The sequence below is a fragment of the Paenibacillus aquistagni genome (assembly GCF_900177815.1).
GTDB classification, from domain to species: domain Bacteria; phylum Bacillota; class Bacilli; order Paenibacillales; family Paenibacillaceae; genus Paenibacillus_B; species Paenibacillus_B aquistagni.
The window spans coordinates 479,269-495,271 of record NZ_FXAZ01000001.1 but is presented as its reverse complement, the minus strand read 5'-3'; the positions used below and the strand labels follow the sequence as shown (position 1 = coordinate 495,271).

19 protein-coding genes are annotated in these 16,003 nt (G+C 47.3%); 9 read left to right on the top strand and 10 right to left on the bottom strand.

All coding sequences use genetic code 11. The features are described 5' to 3' along the window. Window positions 1–27 precede the first annotated feature (27 nt). A complete protein-coding gene (gene aroA, locus B9Y93_RS02265) occupies window positions 28–1,332 on the bottom strand; it encodes a 3-phosphoshikimate 1-carboxyvinyltransferase (protein ID WP_085493925.1) in 1,305 nt (434 codons plus the stop codon). Between the two features lie 196 nt (window positions 1,333–1,528). On the opposite strand from aroA, the gene B9Y93_RS02260 reads away from it, so the two are divergent. Further along, a complete protein-coding gene (locus B9Y93_RS02260; RefSeq protein ID WP_085492725.1) occupies window positions 1,529–1,855 on the top strand; it encodes a rhodanese-like domain-containing protein in 327 nt (108 codons plus the stop codon). On the opposite strand, the gene B9Y93_RS02255 is transcribed toward B9Y93_RS02260, so the two are convergent. Continuing rightward, window positions 1,836–2,393, bottom strand: a complete 558-nt coding sequence (locus B9Y93_RS02255; RefSeq protein ID WP_085492724.1) for a shikimate kinase — start codon at window positions 2,391–2,393, stop codon at window positions 1,836–1,838. The genes B9Y93_RS02260 and B9Y93_RS02255 overlap by 20 nt on opposite strands. Before the next feature lie 197 nt (window positions 2,394–2,590). On the opposite strand from B9Y93_RS02255, the gene B9Y93_RS02250 reads away from it, so the two are divergent. Next, window positions 2,591–2,914, top strand: a complete 324-nt coding sequence (locus B9Y93_RS02250; RefSeq protein WP_085492723.1) for a hypothetical protein — start codon at window positions 2,591–2,593, stop codon at window positions 2,912–2,914. A 133-nt stretch (window positions 2,915–3,047) separates the two neighbouring features. Here B9Y93_RS02250 and gndA read toward each other — a convergent pair whose 3' ends face one another. Further along, window positions 3,048–4,466 carry an NADP-dependent phosphogluconate dehydrogenase gene (gene gndA / locus B9Y93_RS02245; protein ID WP_085492722.1) on the bottom strand — a complete coding sequence of 473 codons (1,419 nt, stop codon included), beginning with the start codon at window positions 4,464–4,466 and terminating at the stop codon, window positions 3,048–3,050. Window positions 4,467–4,685: 219 nt separating this feature from the next. Then, a complete protein-coding gene (locus B9Y93_RS02240; protein ID WP_085492721.1) occupies window positions 4,686–5,282 on the bottom strand; it encodes a hypothetical protein in 597 nt (198 codons plus the stop codon). Window positions 5,283–5,502: 220 nt separating this feature from the next. Between B9Y93_RS02240 and B9Y93_RS02235 the strand changes: the two genes are divergently transcribed. From B9Y93_RS02235 to B9Y93_RS02220, 4 genes are all read left to right on the top strand, one after another. Further along, a complete protein-coding gene (locus tag B9Y93_RS02235) occupies window positions 5,503–6,141 on the top strand; it encodes a YktB family protein (RefSeq protein WP_085492720.1) in 639 nt (212 codons plus the stop codon). Window positions 6,142–6,388: 247 nt separating this feature from the next. Beyond that, window positions 6,389–7,117 carry an ABC transporter ATP-binding protein gene (locus tag B9Y93_RS02230; RefSeq protein WP_085493924.1) on the top strand — a complete coding sequence of 243 codons (729 nt, stop codon included), beginning with the start codon at window positions 6,389–6,391 and terminating at the stop codon, window positions 7,115–7,117. Beyond that, the gene (locus tag B9Y93_RS02225; protein WP_085492719.1) at window positions 7,114–8,223 is read left to right on the top strand and encodes an ABC transporter permease; all 1,110 of its coding nucleotides are present in this window, start codon (window positions 7,114–7,116) and stop codon (window positions 8,221–8,223) included. The genes B9Y93_RS02230 and B9Y93_RS02225 overlap by 4 nt, the downstream gene beginning before the upstream one ends. Before the next feature lie 17 nt (window positions 8,224–8,240). Continuing rightward, window positions 8,241–8,930, top strand: coding sequence for a TetR/AcrR family transcriptional regulator (locus B9Y93_RS02220; RefSeq protein ID WP_085492718.1), 690 nt, complete (start codon window positions 8,241–8,243; stop codon window positions 8,928–8,930). A 228-nt stretch (window positions 8,931–9,158) separates the two neighbouring features. On the opposite strand, the gene B9Y93_RS02215 is transcribed toward B9Y93_RS02220, so the two are convergent. After that, complete coding sequence (locus tag B9Y93_RS02215; RefSeq protein WP_085492717.1) at window positions 9,159–10,334, bottom strand: MFS transporter; 1,176 nt, start codon at window positions 10,332–10,334, stop codon at window positions 9,159–9,161. Between the two features lie 219 nt (window positions 10,335–10,553). On the opposite strand from B9Y93_RS02215, the gene B9Y93_RS02210 reads away from it, so the two are divergent. Together B9Y93_RS02210 and B9Y93_RS02205 are read left to right on the top strand one after the other, a co-directional pair. Beyond that, complete coding sequence (locus B9Y93_RS02210) at window positions 10,554–12,032, top strand: aminotransferase class I/II-fold pyridoxal phosphate-dependent enzyme (RefSeq protein WP_085492716.1); 1,479 nt, start codon at window positions 10,554–10,556, stop codon at window positions 12,030–12,032. Window positions 12,033–12,232: 200 nt separating this feature from the next. Continuing rightward, window positions 12,233–12,652, top strand: a complete 420-nt coding sequence (locus B9Y93_RS02205; RefSeq protein ID WP_085492715.1) for a DUF1885 family protein — start codon at window positions 12,233–12,235, stop codon at window positions 12,650–12,652. 78 nt (window positions 12,653–12,730) lie between these two features. On the opposite strand, the gene B9Y93_RS02200 is transcribed toward B9Y93_RS02205, so the two are convergent. The 3 genes from B9Y93_RS02200 to B9Y93_RS02190 form a co-directional block, all read right to left on the bottom strand. Next, window positions 12,731–13,036, bottom strand: a complete 306-nt coding sequence (locus B9Y93_RS02200) for a DUF1292 domain-containing protein (protein ID WP_085492714.1) — start codon at window positions 13,034–13,036, stop codon at window positions 12,731–12,733. Between the two features lie 184 nt (window positions 13,037–13,220). Continuing rightward, complete coding sequence (locus tag B9Y93_RS02195) at window positions 13,221–13,796, bottom strand: hypothetical protein (protein ID WP_085492713.1); 576 nt, start codon at window positions 13,794–13,796, stop codon at window positions 13,221–13,223. Between the two features lie 189 nt (window positions 13,797–13,985). Further along, complete coding sequence (locus tag B9Y93_RS02190) at window positions 13,986–14,192, bottom strand: hypothetical protein (RefSeq protein WP_085492712.1); 207 nt, start codon at window positions 14,190–14,192, stop codon at window positions 13,986–13,988. A 158-nt stretch (window positions 14,193–14,350) separates the two neighbouring features. Between B9Y93_RS02190 and B9Y93_RS02185 the strand changes: the two genes are divergently transcribed. Then, complete coding sequence (locus B9Y93_RS02185) at window positions 14,351–15,088, top strand: MBL fold metallo-hydrolase (protein WP_085492711.1); 738 nt, start codon at window positions 14,351–14,353, stop codon at window positions 15,086–15,088. 60 nt (window positions 15,089–15,148) lie between these two features. Here B9Y93_RS02185 and B9Y93_RS02180 read toward each other — a convergent pair whose 3' ends face one another. Both B9Y93_RS02180 and B9Y93_RS02175 read right to left on the bottom strand, forming a co-directional pair. Continuing rightward, complete coding sequence (locus tag B9Y93_RS02180; RefSeq protein WP_085492710.1) at window positions 15,149–15,385, bottom strand: DUF3892 domain-containing protein; 237 nt, start codon at window positions 15,383–15,385, stop codon at window positions 15,149–15,151. 135 nt (window positions 15,386–15,520) lie between these two features. After that, window positions 15,521–15,964 carry a GNAT family N-acetyltransferase gene (locus B9Y93_RS02175; protein ID WP_085492709.1) on the bottom strand — a complete coding sequence of 148 codons (444 nt, stop codon included), beginning with the start codon at window positions 15,962–15,964 and terminating at the stop codon, window positions 15,521–15,523. Window positions 15,965–16,003: the final 39 nt, after the last annotated feature.

The window sequence follows — 16,003 nt, the reverse complement described above, 5'->3', positions numbered from 1 at the left end:
GTATAGCGCAATCATAGAATGGCTAGTCTAGGAATCCAGCCATTCCACCTGAGCACCAAGTGCCTTCAGATGGTCAAAATAGATCGGGTAGGACTTCGCAACATGGTGAGCATCACGGATCACTATTGGCTGCTTTGCTCTCAGGCCTACAACCGTCAGGGCCATAATAACACGGTGATCGTAATGAGCATCAATCTCCACGCCGCCTTCAACGCCCTCGGGGCGGCCGTGTACAATAATCTCCGCTTGCCGCTCTTCAACATTCGCTCCAGCCTTGCGAAGCTCATGGACATAATCCGTTATGCGGTCGCACTCTTTGTATCTTAAATTCTCCACATTATAGAATCGGGAGGTTCCCTCCGCAAATACAGCAGCAGCAACCATGGCAAGCACAGCATCTGTCGCTGCGTCGCCATCGAATTCAACCGCCTTCAGCTTGCCTTTGCTCTTCACATGAATGACATGGTCTTCGTGCGTAAACGGAACGTTCATCATGCGCAGCACATCAACAATTGCACGCTCTCCCTGCTTGCTGTCCTCAGTAAGCCCACGAAGCGTAACATCCGATTCACTTACCGCTGCAGCGGCAAGCACAGCCGCTGAGCCCGGATAATCGCCTTGAACCCGATACGTTCTCGCCTGATAATGCTGATTGCCGGGAATATGGTAGCGCATCAGATCTTCGCTAGCCTCAATCGTGATTCCCGCTTCTCGAATCACCTCAAGCGTCTGGCCAACGACCACCTTGGACTTTAGGTCATCCGTCACTTGAATCGTTGTATCTTCCTTGAGCAGTGGTGCAAGGAATAACAATGCGCTCAAAAATTGAGAGCTGATATTGCCCGATACGTTGATTGCTCCCCCGTGAAGGTCTCCACCGTGAATGGTAATCGGCAGTTTGCCCTCGCGATGCGTAATCTTAGCTCCAAGCTGCTCCAATGCATCAATTAAATCATCATGCGGCCGTTTGCCAAGCGAATCCGGATAAGCATTAATGAAGTGTACTTCTGGAAGCAATGATGCGATACCCATAAGAAAGCGCAGAACAGCGCCTGCATTGCCCACATTTAATTGCTTATTCTCAGGAACCAGCTTAGGAGAACCGCCAAACCCTGTAAGAACAATCTTCGTATCATCTTCTTCCAATACGGCTCCAAGATCACGCAAGCAGCGGCGCATTGCATCGCTGTCTTCACTATGCGCAGGATAATAGATCGTGCTCTGCCCCTCTGCCAAGGCAGCTGCCAGCAAATAGCGTGTCGTATAGTTTTTTGAAGACAAGGCTTGAATATCTCCACTTAATTGTGGCGTTGGTGTAACGCGTACATCCATCTCATACACTCCCATTCCTCTATCATTTAGATGCCCTCCATAGGAAAGGCTTTAATACCAGCTTGCTGCAGGTTGCCGTGCTTCTGTTTGCATCGTGCAATTGACAAATATAGATTCGGTACGTATTCTGTGAAAGTGATGTGATCAACCTCACACCCACACGAGATGATTCGTGCAAGTCAGGAGGCTCTAACAAATGGATACTGTACCACAAATTGAAGTTACCGAATTGCTTACACGTCTGAATCAAGGCGAGAAGCTACATATGATTGATGTTCGTGAAGATGAAGAAGTCATCCACGGCATGATTCCGGGAGCCGTTCATATTCCAATGAATGAGATCCCAGAACGGATAACCGAAGTGACAACAGCACCTGAGGTCATTTTAATTTGCCGTAGTGGGTACCGCAGCGAGAGAGTCTGCGAGTATTTGCAGCATCTTGGCGTCGAAGGAGCCGTCAACATGTCAGGCGGGATGCTTGCGTGGAACAGCATCTCAGGCCCTACTCAGCTGCCTTCGTAGCACAGCAATAAGCATCATAAGCTTCCAGTATGCTGTTGATAATACGTTCCACATCGCATTGATCCGTTGCAATCTGGCAATGCGCAAAGCCATATCGCCCAGCACGCGCGTCCATTAGCTGTTGGACGCGCTCTGACGCGTTCCCTTGCAAAAGCGGACGGTTAGAATCCCCCGCAACTCTTGCCACAATCGTCTCTAGCTCAGCAGTCAGTTGAACAACGAAGCCTTTTTGTATCATGACCTCGCAATTCTCAGAGCGAAGCACCGCACCGCCGCCTGTTGACATGATGCAGGGCACATCAGACTGCAGACAAGACATCAATGTCTTTGATTCTAAGTCTCTAAAGTACCCTTCTCCTTCTTGTTCAAATAGCTCCGGTATTGTTCGACCATCCCGGTGTACCACTTCATGATCCAAATCAATAAATGGGGCCTGCAAGTATTCGGCAAGACGCTGACCTACTGTGGATTTCCCCGTGCCCATAAATCCAATCAAAATAATATGATGGCAAAGATCGTGCTTCTTTTCGGTCAGCATACGTTTCAACTCCTATAGGTAAACTTCCCATATGATACCATAGCCAACTTCTATTCGACAATCTTCCATGTATAAAAATGAAGGTTTCTACGTAAAGATGATAATATGCGTGCCGAAGGTCAAGTATTATGGAAATAACGTCTTCGCCTTTCCAGCATGCATTCAGCTGACAGACCTTCCCTAAGGAGTGAACGAAGATGCCGCATCCTTCGAACCCTGATCAACCCAATCATCAGCGCACCGTAGCTGCCCGTATGGCGCTGATTCTTGATCCTCAGCATACCCTTCTCAAAGAAGACGTGCTGTGGGCGCTGAGCATGATCAAGAATCAACTTGCAAACCAGACGGAATGGGTTGAGAAGCTAGACAAAGAGCGCATCGCTAAGAACTATCGCTACTTTGCAGAGGTCTCCGTCATTATGCTTCATCGTTCTAGACTGCTTGATTCTGAGAGTGACCGACTTCGCCTATACTTGCAGGAAGCCGCCTATGGGCTTTGGAATGCCTCTACCTCATCCTAAGAGCCGCCCATAGTTCCATAATGCATTCCAATTGGCTTCCTTCCTTTCCCGATCCATTACGCTGCAGCCCACATGAAGGGTTACAAATAACGCCGAGCTGATGACCAGCCCGGCGTCTATTGCAATAACGAGATTATTCGTTACTATTCAACCAATTGTAGTGGAAGGAGCCTTCCTTGTCCACACGCTTGAACGTATGCGCACCAAAGTAGTCGCGTTGTGCTTGCAGCAGGTTCGCTGGCAAACGCTCTGTACGATAGCTGTCATAGTAGGACAGCGCAGAGGAGAAGCCTGGAACTGGAATGCCGTTTGCGACAGCTGTGCTGATCACTTCACGCCATGCATATTGGTAATCCTCCACGATTTCCTTAAAGTAAGGATCGAGCAGCAAGTTCTTAAGCTCCGCATCGCGATCGTAGGCTTCCTTGATATTGTTCAGGAACTGGGAGCGGATGATACAGCCGCCGCGGAAGATCTTCGCAATGTTGCCAAGCGGAAGATTCCAATTGTATTCCTGGGAAGCAACGCGCATTTGTGAGAAGCCTTGCGCGTAGGATACGATCTTACTTGCAAAGAGCGCCTTGCGGATCTTTTCAATAAACTCAGCTTTGTCGCCTGTAAATGGCTTCGCTTCAGGGCCGGACAACACTTTGCTAGCTGCAACGCGCTCGTCCTTCATCGCAGACAAGAAGCGGGAGAATACGGATTCTGTAATCATAGTAAGCGGGTAGCCAAGATCCAATGCATTTTGGCTTGTCCATTTACCCGTACCTTTTTGGCCTGCGGAATCCAAGATTACATCTACCATTGGCTTGCCTGTTTCTTCGTCATACTTGGAGAAGATGTCAGCTGTGATCTCGATCAGATAGCTGTCAAGCTCGCCTTTATTCCAATCGGAGAAGATTTCTTGCAATTCCTTTGTATCAACACCTACCACATGAGTCAACAGATGGTAAGCTTCGCAAATCAACTGCATGTCTCCGTATTCGATGCCGTTATGAACCATTTTGACGTAGTGTCCTGCGCCATCTGGTCCAATATATGTGCAGCAAGGCTCTTCATTTACTTTTGCAGAGATCGCTGTAAGAATAGGCTCAACCAGCTTGTACGCACTTTCTTGGCCGCCAGGCATAATGGCAGGTCCTGTCAATGCGCCTTCCTCACCACCGGACACGCCGGTGCCGATAAAGCGGAAGCCTTTATCCTCAAGATATTTGCTGCGGCGCTGTGTATCAGGGTAATGAGCATTACCGCCATCAATAATAATATCCCCTTGATCAAGATGAGGAATCAATTGGTCGATTGTTGCATCTGTTGCTTGTCCAGCTTGTACCATAATCAAGATCTTGCGCGGAACCTCCAACGATTGAACGAACTCTTCAATCGAATATGTAGGCGTCAAGTTCTTATCTGGTGCCTCGCTCATAAGAGCTTCTGTCTTCTCGCGCGAACGGTTGTACACCGATACGGAGAAGCCACGGCTTTCGATATTCAGTGCCAAGTTCTTGCCCATTACAGCAAGTCCAATCACACCAATTTGTGTTTTAGACATATGGATCTTCCACCCTTTATCTAGATATAGTAGAAAGCATTAGTGTTATTTTACCCTTTTTCACCATAGAAGTGAACCCCTCAAGCAGATTCATGTGCGCTTCTTCATAGCCGTTATCATGGCGAGGGATTCTAAACACCTATTCTGCACAGCAAAACACCCCACAATCCATCGACGAGCGTTCATTCGACTTGGATGTTAGGGTTGTCTTGCGTATGTTTACCATTCAAGCTGCAGCATTTCTTTTCTTAATAGGGTCAGCCGAGCCTTGCAGGACTGGATCATATCCTCATTTTGCTCAGACATGGCCATATATAATTCGCTCAATTTCCCATCAATTTCAATACGAAGTGCATCCATTCGTTCCTCAGCTCGGGTTGATTGATACGCTTGAATCATTTCCTCTGCCGTTACAGTCGGCCGCTTCTGGTACAGCACCTTCTGCTCCATACCGCTAATCTCAACTAGGCGGATCCGTTCCCCAAACATGATGTTCTCCACAAGTATCTGACGATCCTTGAACCTTTTTACTACCGCATGACCTCTAGAATCCCCAATTAACCGCTCCATGAATTCTGCAAGACGCTCATCTCGTATCGTGTAGTCCCCAACAATTTTATAGCGGTTGTTAATCCGCTGGAATCGAAGCTTTACCAATTTGCGTCCTGTCCGAATGGAGACGATAAACAGCGATTCATTTTCACTCCAATACAAGGAATACCCTGCTTGAATAAGGTCACGGATGAGGTTCTGGATTTGCCGACGGTCAAAACGTAACTCCAAATTACAGTACTCCACTTCATCGCTGCGATTCACGGCAATCCCTCCTTACCTAGTCATCGCTTCCATATTCCATCATATGTAAGAGCAACTTGGATTATTGACTCGATTTTAGAAAGAAATGCTTCTTTATGCTTGTGAAGCCTAAGACCGCGCAAGTTTGTGGATTTCCTGCTTCAGCCTGCGCTAGAAAGATCTAAATGAAAGCAATATGCTATAATAAATGAGAACCTACAGAAGAAAGGATGAATCATACATGACCTTTAACGGCTTTCACGCTGCCGACTTCGAGACGTTCCATATCGAAGGCCTTGATGCCCGAATGGAAGCCATTCGTGATCGCATACAGCCAAAATTCCGTCTCATCGGCGAACAGTTAAGCGGTGAAGCCGCATTGCTCGCTGGCCAAGAGATGTTTTTGCATATTGCCAAGCATGCACGCCGAACTGTAAATCCACCGAAGGACACCTGGCTTGCGATTGGACCGAATAAACGAGGCTATAAGGCATTGCCTCACTTTCAGGTTGGATTGTTCGATGATCATGTCTTTATTTGGCTTGCATTCATCTATGAAGCAACCAATAAGCAGCAGATCGCATCCTTGTTTTTGAAGGATATGGAGCAAATTCAGCAGATTGTGCCACAAGATTATGTGGTCTCGCAAGATCATATGCAAAAAGAAGCCACTTTCCTTAAGGATATGTCCGAGCAAGAGCTGGAGCAGTCCCTTATCCGCTTCCGTGATATCAAATCGGCCGAGTGGCTCGTTGGGCGCCATATCGATGCGAGCAATCCTATTCTTCAGAATGGCGATGCCTTTATGAAGCTTGCTTCCGAGACGATTGAACGGTTAATGCCGCTGTACAAGCTCGCAGGACAAGCATTGCATTCATAATTAGAGACACTTCCTTGATAAGAGGGAGTGTTTTTTATTTGGAGCAAGCTACGAACGAAGAGTGATTGCCTTCCCACACGTGCAACTTATTCTTTACGAGTTAGATCTTTACAAGGAAGGAGGATAGGATTATAATGATAAAAAAATGAGTGATTACTCACTTTTAATTCTTGGGCAGCTTCGCTCATTTCATGAATATGCCCATGTGAAGGAGAGCATGATGATGATCGATATGAAGCCATCCAGCATGAACCAGCCCGTCATCGCACTGCGGGAGGTATCGAAGACGTATGAAAAGCACACCGTTATCCACCCGACTAGTTTCTCTGTGCAAAAAGGAGATATGTTCGGCATGCTTGGCCCCTCTGGATCCGGGAAAACAACAACGATTAAGCTGATGATTGGAATGGAGCAGCCGGATACAGGCGAGGTCATCACGCTTGGAACGAAGCTGCCTAATCTTCAAGTATTCCAGCGTATCGGATACATGGCGCAGTCGGATGCGCTCTATCATGAACTGTCCGCCTATGAAAATATAGATTTCTTCGCTTCCTTGTATGGACTAAAAGGTGCGTATAAGAAAGAACGAATCCAAGCCGTACTAGAGCTTGTTAACCTGCTTCCCCATGCCAAGAAGCCCATTCATCAATTCTCTGGCGGGATGAAGCGCCGCTTGTCTCTTGCGATTGCCCTGCTTCATGAACCAGAGGTGCTCGTACTGGATGAACCTACTGTAGGTATTGATCCCGTATTGCGCCAATCGATATGGAAGACGCTCAATGAGCTGAAAATGAACGGAACCACAATCGTAGTAACGACTCACGTTATGGATGAGGCTGAGCAATGCGAGCGGATTGCGCTCTTGCGCGATGGAAGATTGATAGCAGTAGGCTCCCCTGATGAGCTGAAAGACCAGCATCAAGCAAAGTCGCTAGAAGAAGTGTTTATTCAATTCAGTGGAGGTGCAAGAGCATGAGAATACGCGCAATAGTCCGTCGAATCATCCGTCAGATGCGTCGGGACAAGCGGACGCTCGCTCTGATCTTTGTTGCTCCGCTTGTTGTTATGACCTTAATGTATGCGGTGTTTGGCGGCTCTCTTCCTGAACCGAAAATCGGTTATGTCGCAGAAGCCACGATAGCTGAGGTTGTTGAAGGCATTCATCCGGATTGGATCCGTTATGATGACCAGAATAGGGCGAAGCTAGCCATGGAGGATGGAGCACTCGATGCATATCTTCAATTGACCATCGAAAATATGAAGCCGCTTGTAAATGTGACCTTAGAAGGCAGCGATCCTTCGATGAGCAAAGAAACCATGCAATCCATTCAAGAAGCGATGCAGTCGATGGTTGCTCCCTTAACGGCTAAGCTGCAAGAGAAGCTGCCCCCATCACCTGCAAACGCCAAGCAAGCAGCCCCTTTCGTCCAAATTGCGCAGCCTGAGCTTGTCGTGGACACCTTGTACGGGGATAAGGATATGAGCACCTTCGACCGCATCGGTCCCATGCTCATCGGCGTCTTTGTCTTCTTGTTCGTGTTTATGATCTCAGGAGTCTCTTTCCTGCGCGAACGAACCTACGGCACACTTGACCGATTGCTGGCCTCGCCGCTTAGACGATCGGAGATCGTTGCTGGATATACGATTGGATTTGGTTTCTTCGCTTTACTGCAAACCATCATTATTACAGCATACGCTACCTATGTATTGCATTTGCAAATCGAGGGCAGCTTCTGGTACGTACTGCTGATCGCCCTTTGTCTCGCATTGACAGCCTTGAGCTTGGGAACGCTTATGTCGGCATTTGCTGCGAATGAATTTCAAATGTTCCAATTCATTCCGCTCATCATTGTGCCGCAGGTATTCTTCTGTGGACTGTTCCCGCTGGAGGCAATGCCTGAGTGGCTTCAATGGATATCCGTGCTGCTCCCGCTCACCTATGGCTCTGACGCGCTAATTGATGTTATGATACGTGGCAAAGGCTTCGAGGCAATCGCCCCATCCATTATGGTGCTTGTTTTATTCGCGACTGCGTTTCTTGTGCTAAATGTATGGGCGCTTCGAAAATATCGATCGATTTGATGTAGGAGTGATAAACGTTGTCTAAGGATCATAACGAGCAATCCGCATGGATTGAACTGCTGAATCAGCTAGAACTTGAAGATCGGGAGAAAATGACAGATAAACAGAAGAGGATTGCAGCAGCCGCGCTGGACATTTTTTCTGAGAAGGGATATGCCGCTGCATCCACCAATGAGATCGCCAAAAAAGCAGGCGTTGCTGAAGGAACCATCTTCCGACACTACAAAACCAAAAAAGACCTGTTGTTCTCGATCCTCTCGCCGCTCATGACCAAGCTGCTTGCCCCATTCGTACTTCGAGACCTGCAGCAAATCGTGGATACCCCACATGACAGCTATGCCCAGTTCGTCATGGCCGTGCTTAAGAATCGGCATGACTTTTTCGTAAAGCATAAGCAGGCCATCCGCCTGCTTATTCAGGAGATTCCTTTTCATGAGGAGCTCCGCGAGGAATTTATAAAGACCGTAACGGAGCAGCTATTCTACCGGGCACAGCTTGTCGTGGAGCGCTCCAAAGCTGACAAGGAGCTTATCAATCTCCCCTCCCATGCGATTCTTCGCTTCACGATAACCAATGTGGTGGGATTTCTCTTGGTCCGTCATCTTTTTTTGCCAAATGGACCATGGCAAGACGACGAGACAGAGCTTGAACGTACGGTTCAGTTCATCATGCATGGTGTTGCTGCACCGCAGGCGAAGCCTGAGTGAGGAAAGCTTGCCGCTCTTCCCGTAAAGCATCTACTCTTCCAAATACAACAAAGGGGACTGACATGGTGTCTTATAACAACAGTCAGTCCCCTTATTGTAGAGAGGTATATGAATATTAGTGTATAACCTCAATCTGATATACCTAGTATAAGCTTACTTAACGATCAACTTATTACGCTATCCTCTTACAACTGTATCAAGCATGAGCAGCAAAGTGCCTGCTCCTCCTTAGGCTGGCATACGCTCACGATTGCCCGCTCGATCCAGCGCTACAAACTTGAATAGCAAGCCAAGCGCGCCAACAGACAGAACTGCACCAATTACAAATGGCAGATTCACATGCAGGCTGAATACCGCCGTAGCAAGCAGCGGTCCGGTAATACGGCCAAAGCTGTCCATGGAGGAATTAAGTCCCGAAGCGACGCCGTGGCTAACTGTCGACTTCTGTGTAATCAGTGATGTCACACAAGGCCTTATAAGCGCATTGCCAATGCCAAAGATGCACAGGTATATCGTGGCGTTCCAAAATGAACTGGAGAACAACAGCAGGACGAAGCCTAAAGCAGACAGCAGCAGCCCTGCAAAGATAGCTTTATGCTCCCCGCCTTTTTTGATGTAACGCCGTACCACGCCCCCTTGAACCAGCGCACCTGCCAATCCACAGAAGAAGAACATCCAGCCTATGTCCTCCGTTGTCACATCAGGGATGCGCACCGCTTGGAAATAAAGCAGAGTCGCTTCTAGGCCTGCTAATGTAAAGGTCACGAAGAACGACAGCACGTACAAATACTTCATCCGGCCGGCAAAGGCTGTCCATCTTGATGCCTGAGCTGCTCGCTGCTGTCTTTTCTCCTTCGGCAGCGATTCCTTCAGCCAGAATACCCCGAGTATGGCTGTAATCAAGGTCAGCAATGAAGCGGCTGCAAAAGGAACAAACAGCCCATAGCGGCTAAGCAATCCGCCAAAAGCGGGTCCAAACGTAAAGCCAAGCCCAATGGCAGCTCCCACGAGGCCCATTCCTTTCGTTCTTGTCTCCTCTGTCGTCATATCCGCCACATAAGCCACTATCACAGCAGTCACAGCTCCGGCAAACAAGCCGCCTAAAATGCGCGACACATACATCAGCCATAGCTGGCCGTCAGCTAGCGCGAAGAGCAGATAACTCAAGCTGAATCCGAATATTCCAATCAGAATAACGGGACGGCGGCCTACCCGCTCTGACAAGCCCCCCCACAGCGGCGACAGAACGAATGAGATCAACGAATAAATAGAGAGCATTAAGCCCAAATGGAATTCATTGGCGCCTGCATCTGTAATCAAGCGCGGCAGAACAGGAATAATAATGCCGAATCCGATGAATACCATCATGAGCATAAGCACAACGACAAACAATGGTTTTTTCATAACTTCCCTCCCATCACATCCTACCACATTTTACTATGCAGGGTCATGACATTCTCTTGAACAAGCATCGTCCGGTATTTCCGAACATTCTCCTAATAAAGGCTTGAAATTGTACTTGCATTCCCCCCTGTTTTTGTTAAACTTATGCTTGTTTGTTTAATTCAAGCGATAGCCTGCTGGGTCAGAGCTTATCCCAACACGAAAGGTTGTGAAACCGCGATGGACCATCGTCGAACACCATTATTTACTGCTTTAAAGGAGCATGCTGCGAACAATCCTGTGCAATTTCATATTCCAGGCCATAAGAAAGGCGTCGGAATGGACCAGGAGTTCCGATCTTTCATTGGTGATCAGGCCCTCTCCATAGACCTGATAAATATTGCCCCGCTGGATGATCTTCACCAGCCTACGGGGGTCATCGCGGAGGCGCAACAGCTAGCTGCTGATGCCTTCGGTGCGGACTACACCTACTTTAGCGTACAAGGAACGAGCGGAGCGATCATAACGATGATTATGTCCGTCTGCTCGCCTGGAGATAAAATTATCGTTCCACGCAACGTGCATAAGTCGATCATGTCTGCGATTATCTTTGCAGGAGCGAAGCCGGTATTTGTCTCTCCGGCGCGTGACAGCAATCTTGGCATTGACCATGGCGTCACGACACGCTCGATTCGCAGAGCCTTAGAGAAGCATCCCGATGCTAAGGCTGTGCTTGTTATTAATCCCACATACTTCGGAATTTGTGCCGATCTCAAAGAAATCGTAGATCTTGCGCATTCCTATGAAGTACCGGTATTGGTGGATGAAGCGCACGGTGTGCTCATTCATTTTCATGACCAACTCCCGATGTCTGCCATGCAGGCTGGTGCCGATATGGCAGCAACGAGCGTGCATAAGCTAGGCGGTTCAATGACGCAGAGCTCGATCTTGAATGTCAACACGAAGAATGGCCTTGTTAACCCTTATCGCATACAAACCATCTTCAGCATGCTGACAACAACCTCGACCTCTTATCCGCTGCTGGCATCACTTGATACGTCAAGACGCAATCTTGCCTTGAATGGCGAAGCGATTGCCGAGCAGGCAATTGACTTAGCACAAGGGGCAAGACAACAGATTAATGAAATTCCGGGCTTATATTGCTTTGGAGATGAGATTCTGGGCAGCGAGGCGACCTACAGCTATGATCCAACCAAGCTGACCATCCATGTGCGCCATCTTGGCATTACCGGCTATGAGACAGAAAACTGGCTGCGCGAGCATTACAATCTTGAGGTCGAGCTTAGCGATATGTACAACATTCTTTGTCTTGTTACCTCTGGTGATAACGAGGAGTCGATCGGCATTCTGCTTCGTGCGCTCCGCGATTTGTCTGCGCAGTATTACAATGTCAATGAAGTGCAAGAGCTTGTTGTGAAGATTCCGGAGATCCCTCAGCTCTCTTTGATTCCGCGCGATGCTTTTTATGGGGATACGGAGATTATACCGTTCAAGGAATCAGCAGGGAGAATCATTGCGGAGTTTATCTATGTTTACCCGCCAGGCATTCCAATCCTGCTTCCTGGGGAAGTGATTTCTCAGGATAATATTGATTACATCAGAGATCATGTTGATGTAGGTCTGCCTGTCAAAGGTCCTGAAGATCGCAGCATCCATTATGTTAAGGTGATAAAAGAAGAGACGGCTATCTTCGAGTAGCCTCATTGATCATAGGAGCATGGTTGTCTGGAGTATCGGGCAGCCTTGCTTTTTTTATGTAAACTTTTATTGGTGTAAGGGTGTGCTGTGTGACTGCCACTAAGGCTTCTCGTGCAAATATATTGGACTATTTGTCCACCTTGATGTGTACAGTGTAAGAGGGAGTATTTCAACGAAGCACTAAGACAGGAGGCTAGATGATGAGCCAACGTGCGATCATTTCATTTGTTAAAGGATCCACGATCCCTTCCATTAATCTTGAAGGACTGCAGGAACAGTTGATGCACTACAAGGAACAAGCTGCCCTGACTGGCCGGCAGCTCAGTTGGGAATATGAGGAGGCCGCCTTTCCATACACCATAACCAGCAAGCCAGGATTCGAGGATAAAGGCCTTATCCTTCAAGGGAATGAACCCATTTACCGCTGTATTCTGCTGGGAACTGGCACGAATCTGAAAGAAGATGCCGCTTCGCATTATGTTGAGGTCGTGCTACCCGATACAGCAACAAGCGGTGATAAATCCAAAGCCAATGAGCTTTGCCGCTACCTCGCCAAGACATGGAAGGCCGAACTCCAGCTGTTCAATGGCAGACTCATGTACTGCAACCCGAGAAAGTAGTCCCATGTTCAGCTCTGCGACGCAAATGAACATAAAAAAGAAGCTCCATATTCCTTGGAGCTTCTTTACTGCTTATGCTTAGCCTTCAGAAGCAGCTAGTTCTTCATAAGCTTGTTGTACACGATTCCACTCTTCATCGTCTTCAATTGCGTTCAAGACCATATCGTCTCCGTCTTCATCCACACGTACGATAACGCCATCTGCTTCAGGGTTGTTGCGCTCAAGCAAAAGGGCATATAGTTGATCTTCCACATTAAATGTCTCAACAAGAGCCATATCTATTTCATTGCCATCCTCATCGATCAAGGTAACAACGAACTCTTCATGCTCGTGATCATGGTCATGGTCATGCCCACAGTTCGCATCATGCTTATGTTCGCTCATTGAATCGTTCTCCTTTGAATCCTACAGTGATTTGATAATGCAATATCATGTATCGTAACATGTTCTGTTATTGAGGTCAATGTAAGCATACATGCTCATATCTGCTATGTACAAGCTGTAAAACGAAGTTCCATATTATCGATACATGCTTATAGTATAACCACTGCTCCATCAAAGTCATTCATTAGATTGCATCCAGTGTTTTTTTGGATACCAGCGTATAGTCGCCATTTTGCTGCTTTAAGTAGCAATTGACGGTATATTTTCCCTTCGATTTAAAATCATAGCTGAAATCCTTCGAACGGAACCAGAAATTATCCTCTTGTGCACTTAGCTTGGACTGCTCAATATCGGTCGACTTTCCATTTGGATCTACAATACTCAAACGAATGCCATCCACTTTGGATTTCAAGTCATCCACTTGGACATGAACTGAAAATGTCGTCTTGCCCGTTTGAACCTTGCCAAACATGTTCTTGTCCTTGAACGTCATCATATGGACATTCGGCTTATCGATGTACAGCTTCTTATTGGCTGCATCCCAATAAATAAACCCTTGAATCGTATCCTGAAGCTCACGGACGGACAGATAGGTTTTACCATCAATGATCACCCCGGCGTCTGATACGCTACTGCCATTTACTTGTACTTCAATCCGTTCTGAACCACTCTGTGCATGGGCCTGAGGAATCGAAGAGACATACGTGCCTCCAATAATTGAACCCAATAATACGAGTGCCGCAATTTTCTTGCATTTCATGTGGGTACCTCCAATTGCTTTGTTGTATAGTTATACTCTTTTTATACAGCAGAGTTGCGCATTTCCTTGGACATGCCTCCCCTTTTTCATTGAACTTTTAGAGGGATAAATCAAAATAAAAGGAAGCCATATGGGCCTCCTCCTAAATGCTGGTTGATTCAAGATCTACAAGGTATAAGAGGGAACGATTTATCCCCCAATCTTCGTTTTCGTAAGAACGCAAGGAACACCTTGGCCAACAGCCCCCGGCTCCTTCATACGAGCAGCGTAGGCAAGGCCCCGTGAGCAAGGAGTGGGACATGCCTCGCATCGATCAGAAGTGACCATACGCATGTTATTTTGTGCACGCCCGCCGCTTAACTCTTTTTTCTTCTTTGTCGATTTTCCTTTAGCCATTTCTCTGAACCACCTTTGTCCGTATCATGGGATATTGCTGAGGGTTACTTAACATAAGCTATGCAGCACCCATAAATCGGCTTGTGTACCTACCCAGCAGCATGATACAGTTAAGGAAGGTCTAGGAATGGGAATGAAAGGGAGGCGTGAAACATCCAATGTCTATTCAAATTCAGATGCTAGGGACTGGCAGTGCATTCGCCAAGCGTTATTATAACAATAATGCGATGATCTCCACCTCGAAGCAAACATTCCTAATCGACTGTGGAATTACCGCTCCCCTAGCCATCCATCAAATAGAGCAAAGCTTCAATGATTTCGAAGGGGTTTTGGTTACACATTTGCATGCTGATCATATCGGCGGGCTTGAGGAATATGCCTTTCAGATGAAGTTTTTGCATCAGCGGCGGCCGAAGCTGTTCATAGCAAATACGCTGCTAGAACCTCTTTGGGAGCACTCCTTGAAGGCTGGAATGACGCAGCCAGGGATAGATTGTATAGAAGATGTTTTTGAGGTTATACCCATAATTCCAGCACAAGCTCATGAGATCACACCAGAGCTTAAGGTCGAGTGGATGGAGACACCTCATATTCCCGGGAAACAAAGCTATTCGCTGCTCATCAATGATACCTTTTTTTATAGCGCGGATATTCGTTTTCAGCCAGACTTGCTGCAGTCCTTGGTTGAACAAGGCGTACATACCATTTGGCACGATTGCCAGCTTGAAGGAGAAGGCGAGGTGCATGCTACGATAAAGGAGCTGCTGACTTTGCCCCCGTCCATCCAATCCAAAATCTTATTAATGCATTATGGGGATACGCGGCCCGAATGGGACGGTCACACAGGCCCAATGCCATTTATTAACCAGCACGAGACCTATTCCATCAGACCTTAATACTGCACCACCCATACAAAAAACGCTGTGCCTCGAAGGGCACAGCGTTTTTCTCTGCTTTTAGAACATCGGCAGCTGATCTAGATTATTGGCTGGATCACCATCCGCGTCTCCGCGAATGTATGTCCCTCCATCTCGTCCTTTAAATGTGTTTACTCCTGCGAGCTCTCCATTTTGAATGGCTTGAATCGCTTCATCGTACCCAAGCACACGACCTGAGTTCGTCTGAAAAGCGGTCAGATCACCATCCCCATTTTTTTGAACAGCAACGATGGTTTCACGTTCCATACGGTTCATCTCCCTCTGTCGATATATATTTCACGAATCTGCAAGGACTCGTGCTGACAGTTATAGGTTGCCCGTTGGGCCGTCATTTATGAATACGAAATAAAATTACGGTGTTGGAAGGAAAAATGAGTTCTTATTATAAATCTACAGCTTTTTCTGCATGCGAACATGAAGGATCCCCGCATCATAAAAAGGCTCATCGGAAGTTGTGAGATAGCCCATCGACTGATAAAACCCTTCCGCATGGCACTGCGCATCCAGGATACAGATCTCTACTCCATGAAGCCTTGCAAGCTGCTCCAAGCCAAGCATAAGCGAACGGCCATTTCCCCCGCCTCGATAGGCAGCCAGTACGGCTACACGCTGCATTTTCGCTGTGAACTCATCAATAAGCTTTATTCTTCCTGTTGCAATATATTGACCATCCATCATTAAGAGCACATGCATGGAATGGGCATCAAGCCGATCGTACTCATCCACCTCAAGTTCAGCTGGAACATTCTGTTCCTGCACGAAGACAGCCTGTCTGATCTGAATACATGCATCAAGTTGATCTTGTGTCTTTACTTCGATAATTTCTGCTGGCATTGCTGTACCTCCGTTTCGTCCATTAGCATTTTATTATAC